Annotated in this window: 14 protein-coding genes; 5 read left to right on the top strand and 9 right to left on the bottom strand. The window is 28.6% G+C overall.

The window, feature by feature from the left end; genetic code table 11:
• The first annotated feature begins 25 nt into the window (after positions 1 to 25).
• Positions 26 to 409, top strand: a complete 384-nt coding sequence (locus KO506_RS13125; RefSeq protein ID WP_215995380.1) for a hypothetical protein — start codon at positions 26 to 28, stop codon at positions 407 to 409.
• Positions 410 to 568: 159 nt separating this feature from the next.
• Positions 569 to 952 carry a YHS domain-containing (seleno)protein gene (locus KO506_RS13120; protein ID WP_215995379.1) on the top strand — a complete coding sequence of 128 codons (384 nt, stop codon included), beginning with the start codon at positions 569 to 571 and terminating at the stop codon, positions 950 to 952.
• A 417-nt stretch (positions 953 to 1369) separates the two neighbouring features.
• Here KO506_RS13120 and KO506_RS13115 read toward each other — a convergent pair whose 3' ends face one another.
• The 4 genes from KO506_RS13115 to KO506_RS13100 form a co-directional block, all read right to left on the bottom strand.
• Positions 1370 to 1603, bottom strand: a complete 234-nt coding sequence (locus KO506_RS13115) for a hypothetical protein (protein ID WP_215995378.1) — start codon at positions 1601 to 1603, stop codon at positions 1370 to 1372.
• Between the two features lie 134 nt (positions 1604 to 1737).
• Positions 1738 to 2421, bottom strand: coding sequence for a CPBP family intramembrane glutamic endopeptidase (locus KO506_RS13110; RefSeq protein WP_215995377.1), 684 nt, complete (start codon positions 2419 to 2421; stop codon positions 1738 to 1740).
• 11 nt (positions 2422 to 2432) lie between these two features.
• Positions 2433 to 5723 (bottom strand): ABC transporter permease/M1 family aminopeptidase, encoded by a 3291-nt coding sequence (locus KO506_RS13105; RefSeq protein WP_215995376.1) that lies wholly within the window; start codon positions 5721 to 5723, stop codon positions 2433 to 2435.
• 2 nt (positions 5724 to 5725) lie between these two features.
• On the bottom strand, positions 5726 to 6613 hold the full coding sequence (locus KO506_RS13100) for an ABC transporter ATP-binding protein (RefSeq protein ID WP_215995375.1): 888 nt from the start codon (positions 6611 to 6613) through the stop codon (positions 5726 to 5728).
• Between the two features lie 209 nt (positions 6614 to 6822).
• On the opposite strand from KO506_RS13100, the gene KO506_RS13095 reads away from it, so the two are divergent.
• A complete protein-coding gene (locus KO506_RS13095) occupies positions 6823 to 7614 on the top strand; it encodes a sensor histidine kinase (protein WP_215995374.1) in 792 nt (263 codons plus the stop codon).
• Entirely contained in the window at positions 7611 to 8312 is a 702-nt protein-coding gene (locus KO506_RS13090; protein ID WP_215995373.1) for a LytR/AlgR family response regulator transcription factor, read from the top strand. Before KO506_RS13095 ends, KO506_RS13090 begins: the two co-directional genes overlap by 4 nt.
• Position 8313: 1 nt before the next feature.
• Here the strand turns inward: KO506_RS13090 and KO506_RS13085 are convergent, their stop codons facing one another.
• Together KO506_RS13085 and KO506_RS13080 are read right to left on the bottom strand one after the other, a co-directional pair.
• On the bottom strand, positions 8314 to 8985 hold the full coding sequence (locus KO506_RS13085) for a DUF4386 domain-containing protein (RefSeq protein WP_215995372.1): 672 nt from the start codon (positions 8983 to 8985) through the stop codon (positions 8314 to 8316).
• Between the two features lie 139 nt (positions 8986 to 9124).
• A complete protein-coding gene (locus tag KO506_RS13080) occupies positions 9125 to 10051 on the bottom strand; it encodes a hypothetical protein (protein WP_215995371.1) in 927 nt (308 codons plus the stop codon).
• A 345-nt stretch (positions 10052 to 10396) separates the two neighbouring features.
• On the opposite strand from KO506_RS13080, the gene KO506_RS13075 reads away from it, so the two are divergent.
• Positions 10397 to 10675, top strand: a complete 279-nt coding sequence (locus KO506_RS13075) for a DUF6266 family protein (RefSeq protein WP_215995370.1) — start codon at positions 10397 to 10399, stop codon at positions 10673 to 10675.
• Between the two features lie 152 nt (positions 10676 to 10827).
• Here the strand turns inward: KO506_RS13075 and KO506_RS13070 are convergent, their stop codons facing one another.
• The 3 genes from KO506_RS13070 to KO506_RS13060 all read right to left on the bottom strand — a co-directional run bounded on the left by KO506_RS13070 (position 10828) and on the right by KO506_RS13060 (position 15901).
• Positions 10828 to 12075 carry a T9SS type A sorting domain-containing protein gene (locus KO506_RS13070; protein ID WP_215995369.1) on the bottom strand — a complete coding sequence of 416 codons (1248 nt, stop codon included), beginning with the start codon at positions 12073 to 12075 and terminating at the stop codon, positions 10828 to 10830.
• Between the two features lie 254 nt (positions 12076 to 12329).
• The gene (locus KO506_RS13065) at positions 12330 to 13373 is read right to left on the bottom strand and encodes a DUF4932 domain-containing protein (protein ID WP_215995368.1); all 1044 of its coding nucleotides are present in this window, start codon (positions 13371 to 13373) and stop codon (positions 12330 to 12332) included.
• 197 nt (positions 13374 to 13570) lie between these two features.
• Positions 13571 to 15901, bottom strand: a complete 2331-nt coding sequence (locus tag KO506_RS13060; protein ID WP_215995367.1) for a T9SS type A sorting domain-containing protein — start codon at positions 15899 to 15901, stop codon at positions 13571 to 13573.
• Positions 15902 to 16014 lie beyond the last annotated feature (113 nt).

Here is a 16014-nt window from a genome sequence, read left to right as displayed (position 1 = left end):
AAAATATTAACTTCAATTAATACGTATGGACAATTGGTATTTACCTATGACAATATTACCTGGTATAGGTTTATTAATTCTATCAACATCAAACTTAATGATTACCTTGAGTAATGAGGTAGCTTCTTTAATTAAAGAACAAGAAATGCCAGAATCTATTATTTCTAGAAAATTAGTACAGTTAAAAACCTTAAATAGAGCAATGGTATTCTTTTATATAGCTGTAGCCTTTTTAGCAATAACAGGGGTGCTTGCTGGTTTACAAATAGCTTCTATAAAAAATAGTCTTGTTTATATAGCTGTTATAGGTATTATAATGATGCTTTCAGGAATTTTTTCTTTAATAAAATATTCATACAAAGCAGTAAGTATTAGGCAAGATCAATTTACAAAAAAAATTACGAAGTAAACGCTATAAAGTTATGGAAGTGCTTGGAAAAGAAACTTCTAAAACTTAGCAATACCTACAGAAAGTTAATCAATTGGGGAGAAAAAAAAGCAAGTAGATTAAAATAAGAATAATCATTAAGAAACAACTTTAAAACAATTAAAACTAATACAAATTAAAATGAAACATAATTTAAAAGAAGGAATTGCAGCACAAGAATATGATGTTGTATCATTTTTTGATGGAAAACCACAAAAAGGAAATGCATCAATAACAGCAAGTTTTGAAAATGGTACTTTTTACTTTGCGTCTGAAGCAAATAAATCAAAATTTGAAAAATCTCCAGAAAAATTCGCTCCACAATATGGAGGATATTGTGCTATTGCAATGTCTGAAGGTGCTGAAGCAAACCCTAATCCTAAATCATGGGAAGTTAGAGATGGTAAACTTTACTTTTTTACAAGAATGTTTTTTGGAATTATTGATGCAAAAAGACAATGGGTTAAAAAACCTGAAGAATTAAGAGATTTAGCAGATTATTCTTGGGCTAAAATGAATGCTTAATAAAGTTTGAAAATTGTATTTAATAACCCTTTAAAGCAATATTCTGATTTTAGTCTTTAATTTAAAACAGAGATAAACATCATTTTTCTTTTGTTTATCAGCTTATTTGAATCGTTTACTATTATATAATTCAACTCATAAATGGGCAGTTAATACACAGTTAGCCAATAAATAACTTAATTTATGAGTTGAATTGAAATAATTTAGGAAGATTTTTAAATAGTTATTATTTTAAAATTCTAAACCTAAACTTCTACTAATGTTCTAAAAACCAAGTAAACATTTACAATTCTAAAGAGGTGACTTTTTCAAACAGATCTAAAATCATTGACTGTTTGTTAGTTGGAGTAACCTATTTAAAATAACGTAGAAAATCTTGAGAAGTTGTGTTTTTAGTTAATTTCTGTAAGAGGAACTTTATAATAAACAATAAACAGAAAAAGGTATATCTCTAGCTATAGAGTATTCATTATTACTACCAGTTTTCTCTATAAGGCCATTACTTATTTGATACGTTAAACCATCAAATTCAATTTTATTGGAGTCATTATTATGTTCTATAATATCGTTATTATTAGAGGAGCAATTAAATAATGTAATCGCAATAAATAAAACAAATAATCTATTCCGTGATAATGTAAACTTTCTCATATTTATTTCATTTTTAATTAAATTTAATCTTTTTATACTGTTAAGTTTCATACAATGTTGTTTGGGTATTTTAAATTCTTTTTTTAATAAGAGCCTAAATTTCTTTCAATATTTTAGGGCTGATGGCATTTTACTTAAAATAGTAGCTGTGTTACCCATTCAGAAATTAAACGATCTATATTCAAATAAATAAAAGTGACTCCTATAGTGTCATAAATTCCATGAATTAATACAAGTAGCAATAAATTATTTCTGTTTTTATTGAAGAGTAAAGAAATTGCAAATGACCATAGAAACACAGATACAACTCCTATTAACCCTTGATATGCATGCGATATTCCAAAATAAAGTGAAGTTATAAAAGATGAGAATATCCATGCTTTATTGTTATTTCCTAATAACCTAGCTAATCCTTTCATATAGTATCCACGAAATAATAATTCTTCGCCAAAAGCGGCAAACACCCATACAATCAATAATAAAATACTATACCCCAAGAAGTCACCTCTTATGTCATTTATAGATGAAAGGTCGTAATTACCAAACCAATTTATTAGTATTGGGTCTATTAGAAAAGTGAATATTGAAAAAAGAATACTAGCAAATAGTAGACTCTTTAAAACAGTTTTTTTAGTGATTTTCTGTCCTATTCCAAATTTTGACCAATCAAATTTACTTCCTTTTAAAAGGAGAAAAACAATACCTAGAGGGAAGAAAAAAGTGAAATTTCGGTCAATAAATCCAAATAATGGCGCAATAAGCATTATTAGAATTACTGTATAGGGTTTGTTTAAAAAATTGTATACAATTGTTTTCATTTTTGTTGTTTTTATTTTAATTCTAAAAGGGTAACTTTCTCAAACAAATCCGTAATTAAATATTGTTTATCTTTTGGTGTAACCGCTCTAAAATAGCTCAGTAAATCTTGAGAAGTTGCATATCTTTTTGTTTTAGTTTTTAGTTTTCCATTTATTGTATTCCAATCTTCTAGAAAACGCCTTAAAGCTTTGTTTACTTGCTCCTCTCCTATTTCTTTTTGCAGTTGATACATGGCAATGGCTCCTTTGGCATAATAGACAAAATCTTGATTTTCTACCAAAGCCAATGATTGCTCAGAAGTTGCTCTAACACGTTCTGTATTATACTCTTCTTTTTGTAGTTCTAAGAATTGTTGCACTTTTTTAGCGCCATATTTTTCTTTAAGAACCATTACAGCTGCATACTGTGACAAGGTTTCTAAAACAAAATATTGTCCTTTTACATTGGCTGCTTCTACTTGCATACCAAACCATTGATGTGCAATTTCATGAGCAGTTACATAAAATGCCATATCTACATCTTTTTTATCATCAATATCTAAAATAAAACCTATGGATTCTGAAAAAGGAATTGTTCCTGGAAAGGATTGTGCTATTTTTTGATAACGTGGAAACTCCATAATACGTAATTGATTGTATTGATAAGGACTAAAATTTTGACTATAATACGCTAATGAAGTCTTCATAGAATTCATCATTCTATCAATATTATAAGTATGTGCTTTGTGATAATAAATTTCTAGATTCACAGGTTTTTTTATACCATCTAAACTAGATATCCATTGCTCTTTTTTAATTTCATAAGTTGCAGAAACTATAGCATAAAAGTTAATGATTGGTTTCTCTGTTTTATAATGAAAATAGTTCCGATTATTTTCAGTCCACTTTTTTAATAATTTTCCAGGAACTAAAGCTGTTTGATCTCCAGAAGTACCCATAACCATTTCAAATCGAATACCATCAGAATCACTACCATTTCTAGCATTTACCAATTCTTTGTTATCTTTTTGTTCTGCTCTATCAGTACGAATTGGTAAATCAAATTCCTTACGCTCTTCAAGATCTCTAAGCTCGTATTTTTTATTATAACCTATTGTTGGTAAGTCAGAGTTGTTAAAAAATGTTCCGTTTTTATTGATTTTTACATTAGAATTACCCAATTCAAAGCCTTTTGTAGTAAAACTTTGCTTGAAGTACATTTTAATAGAATCTCCAGGTTTTAAAGCTTTGTTTAATGTAAAGATTGAATAATCAAACTTTTTATATGAATTATCAATTGCATATTTTTTATCAAAAGAAATGCTATCTAATTTTACATTCTCTTCAATTAACTTCTGAATGTGAATGTTTTGTATAGCTGTTGTATTTGTGTTTTTGAGCATATAATATCCTTCTACAGTATAATTTCTTTCTGCTGGATACAATTCTAATTGTAAGTTAACATCTACGATTTTTGGTTGTGGTATGTATTCAAAATGTTTGAGTTCTTTTTCGTAAGCAACTCTAAAAGCGGTAGCTTCAGAATTGGTCCAATATTCATTTAAAATATTAGTATTGTAAAAGATATAGCTTCCAACACCCAAAAAAACGATCAACAGCAAACTTGTAAATTTTAAAAGAGGCTTACTTGCTCTATATTTCATAGCTTTAATTCGTTTTATCAAATTGGTTTCAGTACCTCTTACATGCACCAAAGACCCAATAACCAAAAGTAGCATTCCAAATAAAAACCAATACCATTTAATAAATAGATAGCGCTTCATAAAATGCCCATATCCATTCATATCAGAGTACGTTCCTAAAGAATTTCCACCAAAAACAAATAAATCATGTTCAAAACCAATGGTACCTAATGTTATGTTGATAATGAAAAATACCAGCACCAACATAATACCCACAAACTTATGATTTACTACAGATTGAATAAAAAATGCGATAAAAGTATATAAAGCTAAAAACGGTAATATTTCAAGAAAGAAACCATAAAAATATACTTGAAATTCGTATTTATAATAGCCACTTACTGTTTGAAATACAATACCAGAACCTATCAAACAAAGCATTAATACTATATAAATGAAGTTCAATCCTATAAATTTACCAAGCAACTTTGTAAAACTAGACATGGGAGAGGCATCATAGATGAGATCTAACTTTGCTCCTCTTTCTTTCCAAATTAATTCACCTGAATAGAATACTAAAATCACAATAAAGAAAAATATGGAAGTTTCTTGCAATTCTTCAACAATAAAATAGGTTGCAGGATAACTATCTACGCCATACACTGTACCTAGGTTTACTGAGTTAATTAATATAATTAGCATTCCACAGATTACAATTCCCCAAAAGGATGCTTGTTTGCAAATGCTGATAAAATAAAACCAAGAAAACTCTTTTAGTTGTGTAAATTTGGATAATAAACCATATTGTTTTACTGCATTTGGTATGATAATATCACCAATATTATTGGCTTTGTTGATAATTGTTATCTTTTTTTGTTTTCTTTTTGTACGTTTTTCTTTAACCACATTAAAATCGAATTTTTTGTAACCATAGATCAAGGCTATAATCCCTAAACCAATCCAAAATAATTTGTTGAAGAACAATGCTCCAAAAAATGGAATACTCTGTGTGCTTTTTTCTAAAGGAGTCCACGTATTTGTAACAAAAGATGTGGTTGTTAATGAAAATGGATCTAGAATAGCTTGCCAAAAATCATTTGTAATGGCTTTTGTTAGCATAAAAATAACAAACATAAATATCCCTTGTGTGTAAACAACTACCAGGTTTCTACTTAAAGCACCTGTAACAAAAAACAAAGATGCTCCAAAAAACAAGGTGGGTAACGTTATCATTAGAAACGTCTTTATATACACAAAAGCATTAAAATCTAATAGTTTATCTGGATTGTGCCAAGGCATAAATTCGCCTATAATCATCCCAAATAAAACACCTAAAAAAATGAAAAAGAGAATGGTAAAAGAACCTAAAAAACGTCCTAATAAATAATCTTTCTTTTTGATTGGAGTTGTAAACAACAATGATTCTATTTCATACTCAAAGTCTCTTAATACAGAAACACCCATAATCATTGACGCTAAAATCATAGAAAACCCAGTGATGGCTCCCATTGTTTTTGCAATGACAATTGGTGAGTTTTTTTTCAATATACCAAAATCAGTTCCTTGAAATATAAAATCGACACCAACTAAAGAAAATAAGAATAAAAACAGGAAGAAAACATAAGTATCAGGACGTTTGATACGATATTGTATTTCGAATTTAAAAATTTGATACCACATAATTAATTCCTTTTTAAGTTTGTGTTTTTAAATAATTCAGAGAAATAAACATCCTCTAGTTCTGCATTTATAAGAGAAAACCCATCACCTGGATGCACATCACTTAAAACATGAATGGTTGGTTTTCCTAAAAACAGTTTTTCACTGATAACTTTATAATTTTGTTTATAAGCGTTTAATTCTGATTTTTCAATTGTTTTTTTATAAACCCTGTCTTTTAAACTTTCTAGTATCTGAATCGGATTTCCTTTTAAACAAACTTGGCCTTTATTTATGATTGCCATATCTGTACAAAGTTCTTTTACATCATCCACAATATGAGTAGATAAAATAACCACAGTATGTTCTCCTAATTCGCTTAAAACATTATAAAAACGGTTTCTTTCTAAAGGATCTAAACCTGCAGTGGGTTCATCTACAATTAAAAGTTTAGGGTTGCTTAATAAAGCTTGAGCAATTCCAAAACGTTGTTTCATCCCTCCAGAAAAACCTTTTAAGTTTTGTTTTCTTACTTCGTATAAATTGGTTTTTTGCAACAATGCTTTTACCAAATCATTTCGCTCCCCTTTATTAGAAATTCCTTTTAAAACTGCAAAATGATTCAACAATACTTCTGCAGATATTTTAGGATACAAACCAAATTGTTGTGGCAAATAGCCTAAGGTTTTACGCAATTCGTTTTTATCTTTTAATACATCTATATCACCCAAAAAGACAGATCCTGAATCTGCATCTTGTAATGTTGCAATAGTTCTCATTAGTGTAGATTTTCCTGCTCCATTTGGACCTAACAGTCCGAACATACCTGTTGGTATTTCTAATGAGATGTTTTGTAATGCCTGAATGCCATTTGAATAAGTCTTGGATAGATTGTCTATTATAAGTTCCATAATGCTTGGTTTTTTGATTTATTAGGGCAAACATAGCTGTGTTTTAAGCCTTTAAAAAATAGTTGGGATACAAGTAGGTTTATCAGTGATATATGTATTAATATCTGTTATATAGGGTATTAATAGTATCTTTTAGATTGTTTATCCCTAATCAAAGACTGTTTGTCAACTAATTTGTTTGATGTCTTTTATTTAATTAATATTGACCTATGAAGTTGAAAATATCAGAACAGAATAAGAAATTAATCCTAAAAACTTATAGAATACTACTTGTTTTAATAGGGGTGATTATTGTAATATTTAATGATTTTTTTGGAAAAAAAGAAGGGTTTGTCGAGTTTATTGTCTTGTATTTTATTGTAGTTATAATTACAGTTTTTTATTGGATTTTTAAACAAATAAAATCTATTATAAAATTAAAAAGTGAAAAGGAGAAAACAGAATTAATGCATTTAAAAAGTCAGGTAAATCCTCATTTCTTTTTTAATATGCTCAATAATTTATATGGTTTAGTGGCTAAAGATGCTAAAAAAGCACAAGAACTTATTTTAAAACTCTCTGATATGATGCGTTATAGTATTTATGAAGGTGATAATGAAACTGTATTGCTGTCTCAAGAAATATCCTATTTAGAAAACTATATTGAGCTTCATAAAATGCGCTATCATAAAAATATTGATGTTCAATTTAAGGTTGATGTAGATAATAATGAAATAGAAATAATGCCTCTGCTTTTTATTATTCTATTAGAAAATGCTTTTAAACATGGTGTAGAAAATTTAAGAGATCATGCTTTTCTACATATCAATTTAATTGAAAAAAATAAGAAGGTAAATTTTGAAATTGTAAATAATTTTGACAATTCAGAAGAAAATGAAGAAAAAGGAATAGGATTGCATAATTTAAAAAGAAGATTAGAACTTGTTTACCCTAAAAAGCATATATTATCTACATCAAAAAAAGACAATATTTATAAGGCCCAATTAAATATTACATTATGATAAAATATCTAATTATTGATGATGAACATATGGCTCACGATATTATAAAAGGATATTGTGAAATGCTACCCAATTTAGAATTTAAAGGAGATTGCTATGATGCAATTGAAGCCATTAATTTTTTAAATACTGAAGAAATAGACCTTATATTTTTAGACTTAAACATGCCTAAATTAAAAGGTTTTGAATTTTTAAAAACACTATCTAATCCGCCTAAAGTGATAGTAACTACTGCTTATAGTGAGTTTGCAATACAAGGTTTTGAACTTAATGTGTTAGATTATTTATTAAAGCCCTTTAGTTTCCAACGTTTTTTAAGTGCGATAAATAAAATAAAAACTACTGAAAATAAACAGCAAGTTATAGAAAGTAATGACATTAGTAAATCCACTGTAAAACATATTTTTCTAAAACAAAACAATAGCTATATTCAAGTGGAATTATCTTCAATTTTATTTATTGAGGCTTCTGGGAATTATACCAAAGTATTTACAGAAACAAATACTATTTCTATTCGAGAAAAAATATCTGATACTTTAGCTTTGCTTTCAAAAAATGACTTTATGCAAGTGCATAAATCATTTGCAGTGGCAAAAAAACATATTAGTAGTATTGAGGGCAATCGTATTTATATTCAAGATTTTGTTGTGCCTATTGGTAAAATGTATAAGACCAATGTTAATGGGTTATTTAACTAGTTTATTCTTGGTATGTTATTCTTGTAGTTTCTAAAGCTCCTTTACAAAGTAACCAAATAGCCAAACCAAGTTCTCCTAAAGCCATGGGTATTATTAATACCATTTCTATATGTAAAACAATTTCTGCTGTAGGATTCGTTAATTTTAAAACATGTACCAAAATATAGGATAGCCCTGCTAATAATGTGATATAGCTTAATATTTTAGGAATACTTTTGTGTTGTTTCATTAGCTTACCTATCATTAGTATATGTACACCAAAAATAATCAATCCTACATTCCAGATGCTTATAAATTGATGATAGTTTGTGTTAATACTACTGTTTGTCAATTCATTTACTTGTTCATTTTGTATCAAAAATATAATTGAAAACCCAAATGTTAACGTATAAATTAATCGTATTGAGCTAGCCCATAGTGCTATTTTTTTATTGATATTTTTAAAATACCTATACAAACTGTATGAAACTACAACATCTAAAAGAAGGATTATATATAACCCAAAGAGCATCTGTATATATAATTCGTGATTATTTCTAATATGAACTTTTAAGGATATGTCTTGATTATTTTGATATAAGGCTGTAAGAGCATATCCTATAGAAAAAGCTGTAATAATAGCGATGATAATTATTGATAGTCCAGTTAAAATTGCAGTACTTTTTTTGTTCATTTTAAATTATTAATATGTGCTTGTTGTAGTTTAATATACTTCTGCCTAAAAAGTTATTGCATACAGCCAACATCTCAAAATGATAAAAACAACGTATTCGTATATGTAAACTAAAATAATATACTTTTAGTAAGTTTTATTATGAATTACATTCTACAGATAATTGTTGAGTTTCTGCCTTTTGTACTATAGGAATGTATTGCCCATCATAAATCTTAATGCATGTTAGATTCGGGTTTCTATCTATTCTTAAATCTATTAATTTGTTATTATTACTAACATCAAAACTAGTAAGTGCATTACTTGAAATATATAAATGGGTTAAATTGGTATTATTCTCTAAATTTAAGGTTGCTAATTTATTGCCTGAAATTAGTAAGGTTTCTATAGAAATATTGGTTGTAAAATCTGCAGATTCTAATTGATTAGAGCTTAGTAATACATGTGCTAAATTTGTAGCACCATCTGTATTAATAGTAACCAAATCGTTATGACTAATGTGTAAAACTTCTAAGGATTGGTTATGGATACTAAACTCTGTTAAGTAGTTCCAAGACAAATCTAAATCTTTTAGATTGGTTGTATTAGATAGCCCTGTAATTAAGTTATTATCCTCAAATCTATTTGCTTGTAGGTCTGCAAAAATAAGATTGGTGTTTTTACTTAAATCTATGTTTTTTAACTTATTACCAAGCAAGTAAATGGTATCTAATTGGGTGTTAAAGCTTAGATCTACAGTTTCTATTTCTTGATTAGCAGCCGATAAATAAGTAATATTTGTAAAGCCCTCTAGGCCTGTTAAATCACTAATATCACCAAAATTAGCAATAAGATTTAAATCTAAACGTGTTACTTTTTCTGCATCAGATTTTAGTATTTGTTGATTTATTATACCATCAGAATCTATGCCTTGTTCTATTAGTTCTATTTCAAAATATTGATCTGGAATATGAATGTAGGCTTCATCTGTTTCGCATAATTCGTAGTAATTATTATTACAAGCTGTTAAGGCAAGCAATGTTAAAAGTAAAAATGTGTAGCGTGTTTTTTGTAAAATGGTTTTCATGATATTTTTTAGTATGTATTGATAGACTTTTTTTAATTGAAATTGTTACAAATCATTAAAAGTTCTTTTTAATTATTGCCATAAAAGAGTTAAAATCTTATAGACCAAAAAGAAATTAAAAAACATTTGTTTATCAATTATTTGACAAATGTATATCAGTATAAAGTATAAATAGTTCTATATTATAAATCCGAACCTTTTTACTGTTATTTTATATCTCTTTTAGATGTAATGCGATGTTAAGAGACCCAATAATTTTAGAATAAGATGAAACTTATTTTAAAAAGTTCCAAACAGGCAAAGAAATATTACTGTTTCTTGTAAAGGTTATTTTTAAAGGTGTTTTTGCATCTTTTTTACTTTCGGTATTTAAATATAACTTGGAAAAATAATAGTACACAAGGACTAGCTTATTCTACTGATACCTTTTTGGTGGTGGTGTATGCGCCTCTATTACATAATTTTGCTTATTTTATAACGGACAGTTTGCGTGAAACCGAAAATTGTTTACTCGATTTTCAAGATTCTTTTTATGGAGAAACTGTACACGTATGGGCAACTTTTACCAATAGCAACTTAGCACTTACAGCAACAAGTAGGTATTTGGGTGCTTTTGTAATTTAATATTTTGAATGTATAAAAAATGGCATTACTACTTTAATATAAGTAATAATGCCATAATTTTTTAGCACCAAATAAAAGTATTTACTCTGTAGCTTCTTGTCCTTGATTTAATTTATTACCAAGAAATTAAGTATTAATATTATTAGTTGCTGTTATTTTTTTATTAATTTTTGTATTCTATAACTTTTGTCTATCAATCTAATTTTTACAATATAAAGGCCACTAGGTAACTCATTAATTGAAACACTTTTTGTTGATGCTGTTGTTACAAGTTGTCCTTGTTGATTGAATATTTCAATATTCGAAATAGGTTTTTCCGATTCAACATAAAGTATAGTACTTGTAGGATTGGGGAAGATTACAATTTGTTCAAGCTTTGCTTCTTCAGAAACTGAAAGAATTTCATCACAATGGCTTAATCTAGGATTTTGGGTAGAATTACACTGAAACAGGTAAGTGCTTTCTGCATTTGCAAAAGTTGGTGCATCACTTTGTATTAAACTACTTAGTCCGCCAGGCATGGAAATTTGATTTATACTTCCATTTCCCAAAGCAACGTCTTTACCTGTTTCGTTACCATTGAATGTATAATCACACATGGCATCAAACAATCTGTAATAAGCATAATAATCTAAAGCGTTAAAAGCAGCATTATTTGGTACAGCATGGTTTGCTGTATAAATATATTCACCAATGGTGTTTGACTTTACTCTTAGATAGTCTTTTTCTGAGGTAGGAATATTAATTGTGTTGAAAATATCATTTGTCATTCTTAGGTCATTTGTAACATCATCCTCATATACAATGGATAAAAGTTTAACATCATTAGGAAATGACTTTAACTCTGTTTGCGAAATATTGTAAGTGTACCATTGCGCCATTGAAAAAATGAACCTTCCAGATTGTCCCCATTGTAATGTATTGAAGCAATGATAAGAATTAGCAAAAGCTGCTCCTCCACCAAAGGAATGGCCAACAAAACCAACTTTTGTTGTGTCTATGATACTTGGATAATCTTGTGCTGCTTTAATAAATCCATTTAGCAGATTATCATATCTGTCAGTAATTGTTACTCCAATGGTTTGATAAGGAACAAAAACAATGGCATAACCTTTTTGAGCGACAAAATTTAGAAATTCTGAAATATTATTTGGGTCATTGCCACCAAAAGCATGACTATAAAATATTGTAGGAACAGGTGAAGTGATGCCTAATGGGTAATAAATTACAACGTTCTCTGTTGGATAATTGGGGTTTACGAATGATTGAGTTGCAACAGAATAACTACCATCTGAACCATAACCACTTGAAGGTTTTGGTATTGGTCCTGTGTATGTTTGACCAAATGCGGTCAGTTTTATAAACATTACCAAAACTGTCGTGTAAAAAAATAATTTCATTTTCTGTATCCTTTAATCTCTTTGACTATTATGAACTTGTTTTGTTTAATTCGATACCCAATTTTATTTGTTTCGTTAAAATATTGAGTACAGCCATGTTCACTTGTATGTATGGTAACGTCTTGTTTATGTTTAGTTGCATGGCTAAACACTAAAGTTAGCAAATTAAAACTGAATAGAAAGGTCGCGAGGACTTTCGTAAGTAAGCAACCACACAGCAATTAATTGTACACGATGTTCTAGACAGAAGTTTTTTATTTTATTCGTTCAATTAAAATTGGATAAAAATCACTTAATTTCAAATATTCTCCCCTGTTGTTCTCATATTCTTTTAAAATTTCTACAATATTACCTACTAATGAAAATCCAATAGATTTTTCGTAATTTAAAAGTTCTTTAGCTTTTTCTTTACCAAAATATTTATTTGCTATTCTTATTGTTATTGCTCTTATTACAAGTTCGTTATATAGATATTTCCATTCTCCATAAGCTTGGGCTTTGCCATCTTTTTTTAAACTTTCAGTATAATATTTTTCTTTAATCGTTTCTATTTCATTTTGAAATTTATCTGTTAAAGGATTTACGAAAGAATGACCAAATTCGTGTAAAATCATATCCATTTCAAGGTATTCTTTTTCAAAATATGGGATGTGTTCAATTTCTCCATTGGGTCCAATTATAGCATAAACTTCTTTTTTTCCAGCTGTTATAAATTTTGAATTAAAACCTCCTGAATGAACTAATGGTGAAAGAATTAAATTATAAGAACCCAATTCGCTTCCGTAATAATTTTCTAAATAAGCTGGAAGATGTTGAATAGATTTAGATTGTTTAACTTGATTAATTACTTTCTCATTTAATTCTTTTACTTCGATTAAATAGGCTTGAAATAAAGAATCTTGATTAAAGGAAATTAATTCTTTTTTGAATTTTTTTATTAGATAATCTCCTTTGCTTTCATCAAAAGAATCAGGATTTATGACTTCTCTTACTGTATTCAGTTCAGGAAATTTATCAAACTGAAGCATCCAATCTGTAACATTATTAAAATTAAAACCGTGTTTTTTAGATAATGTATCAAACAAAGCTACTGCCTTATGATTCCTCAGATCTTTAAAATTATTTTTTAACTTTGATTTGTAAAGATTATCGTGATTACTGACTAGAAAATAATTATCTAAAAATGCTATTGAATAGATGGTCTCTATCCTTTCGTCAATTGTAATGTTTAATTCCCGTTTTTGTCCGATACTTTTTAATGAAGCTAAAAGTAGAATTAGCAAAATAGTTTTATTCATTTATTTTGTCTTAGGTATTTCATGTTCTAAAAATGGTTGACTATATTTATTTCTAAATCTTATATATTAAAAGTGCCATTATTGCATAGAATACAAACAGAAAGAACTCTAATTTATATTGTTTTAGATATTTCATGTTTTTTAAAAAAGACTGCACTATTTCTAGCACAGCCTCTTCTTACTACTAACCATTAGGGTTAATTATTTTTTACAAATCGTTTTGTTGAAACCAAACCGTTTTCATCTTCAATTTTAATTACATACATTCCAGATGATAGATTTGAAACATCCAATTGTAATGAAGAGCTTTCTATTACTTTTTGACCTTGAATATTAAACACGGTCGCGTTTTTTAAAGGTGATTTCATTTGAATATTCAAAATACCCGAAGTTGGATTTGGATACAATTGAATTTTGTCTAAACTTGTTTCGAAATCTGACACTCCTAAAGGTGTAGATCCAAACTCGTAAGCACCTCTATCTACAGTAGTATTAAAAATACGTTGGTTACCTAATAAATCTGAAGTTGTTGTTATAAAAGTATTATCACCAGAATCTATTGCTGGTGAACTAGAAGTTAACTCAAAACTTGAATTAAAATTTGGATTTGCATTAATAGTACCAGTTGTTCCTGTAATAAGAGAAAAATCATCTTCATCTATATTATTAAATATATTATGAATGTAGCCTTGATTAGCATTTGTTGTAATCAAAGAATTACTACTAGATCTTCCGATTGCCTTTGCTGTTACACCTCCATTTTCTGTGTTGCCCCAAAAAATATTATTTGAAACAATTATGTCACCAAAATCGCCCGAGGCTCGTGTAATATCTAGAGTAGGATAATCTGTAGGACTATTTGATGTTCCTAAACTACTATTGTTAGCAAATGTATTATTTACTAGTGTTGCATTTAAAACTACATTGCTAAAAAATGCGCGTAACCTTCCCGCAGATGCTCCTGAACCTTTTCTGCCCTTTGAGGAATCATCATCTGTTTGATTATTACTAAATAATGAATTAGTTATAGAAATATTCATACTAGCGTTTGTTCCAGACAAATGAAAATCTAAACCAGAGGCTGTATTTGCTAAATTATTTTCTATAATAGAAGCGTCTATAATAATATTTGAAGTGGTTAAGGTTGTCAATGATAAACCTGCGCCTGTAAAGGCTACATTGTTTTTTATTATACAGTTTTTTATTGTCGTAGAGTGTACCGATGTACTTTTAAAAATACCTGCACCAAATCTATCATCACCACCTGTATCATCAGCATAGCCATCTTTAATTGTTAAACCGTTAATTTCAATATTGTTTGAGTAGATTTCAACCACATGTTTACTGTTGTCATCTCTAGTTGAATCGTTAAAATCTACAGTAGTGTCGTCATCGTTTAATAAATCTCCACTTAAAATAGTGGCATTAGTTGTATGTATAAGACTCATATCTCTATCAGACAAATTAGTTTCTGTACCATCAAAACCTCCATACACATTAGTGTAGACTTTAAAACTAGCATCTCTATCTGAAACATCTGGTTTATAAGTCCCTGAGGTAACCCATATTTGATGACCATTAGATGTAACGTTAATTAGAGCATCTTGTAAATCTGTATACGCATCTGTCCAGCTCGTACCATCGTTATTTCCTGTTGCGTTAGAGTTAACATAATAGACAGTACTATTACCAGAACCACCTCCATTATCCGCAGCCATTGTTACAATTTCTAAATCCGTTAATACTCGTGAATAAAACAATACTTCATCTATGCCATCTAGGTATTTATTATTAGCAGGAAGTGAGGTGGTTTTTAAACGTGAAAAAGAGATATTACCAGAATGTCTATTAACTATTGGACTAATATTTCCACCAGTAACATTGTAACCAGAAGCTCCATGTTTTACACCATCTACATGTATAAATGTGGAAAAAGATTTTTGACCAGATGTTGTTGACCCTGTTATTGTTGTAAATCCTTGGATTACTATATGGTGCCAATTACCATCAGATATATCTATTGGATGCGTAAATATATTACCGTTTGTTCCGACTCTGTTTGCTGCATTTATTTTTCCATTTTGTAAATAAGCTGTTAACCCAATAAAGTCTGTATCACCCATACTAGTTTGATTGTTATCATTATAAAGAATTCTAACATTACTATCATTAGTAGTGGTATTTAGCCAAAAACTAATGGTTCGTGGTAAATATGGACTAGAAGATGTCGTATTAAACTCTATATCTCCCCTCCTTAAATCATCACCATTTAAGGAAATAGCTCCATTGGCATTGCCAAATCTGTCATTAATATTTGTTCTAGCACTTCCCGTTGGTACAAAATGCGCTGGGTTAGCAGTAGCATCATTAAGTGACCCACCACTAAAATCATATCTGGCAACTAGATTTGCTGTTGGTATTTGTGCATAAGATAAACTTATGGTAAATATAAATAAGTAAAGTAAATTTGTTTTACTCACAATGCATTTATAGATTATGTGTTCGTGAAAAAATGTATTTTTTTTCATAATATGTTATATTTTTAGATTTAGAAATCAAATATCTTATAACATTGTTATTAAATATTGAGTGAGTTTCTGAAATATCGTTTTCAACTTCTAATACCATTTCTTAATTGAAA

The organism is Polaribacter vadi, from assembly GCF_018861005.1.
Taxonomy (GTDB): Bacteria; Bacteroidota; Bacteroidia; order Flavobacteriales; family Flavobacteriaceae; genus Polaribacter; species Polaribacter vadi_A.
Note: the sequence above shows the minus strand (reverse complement) of the source record. Positions and strands in the feature narration are given on the sequence as shown.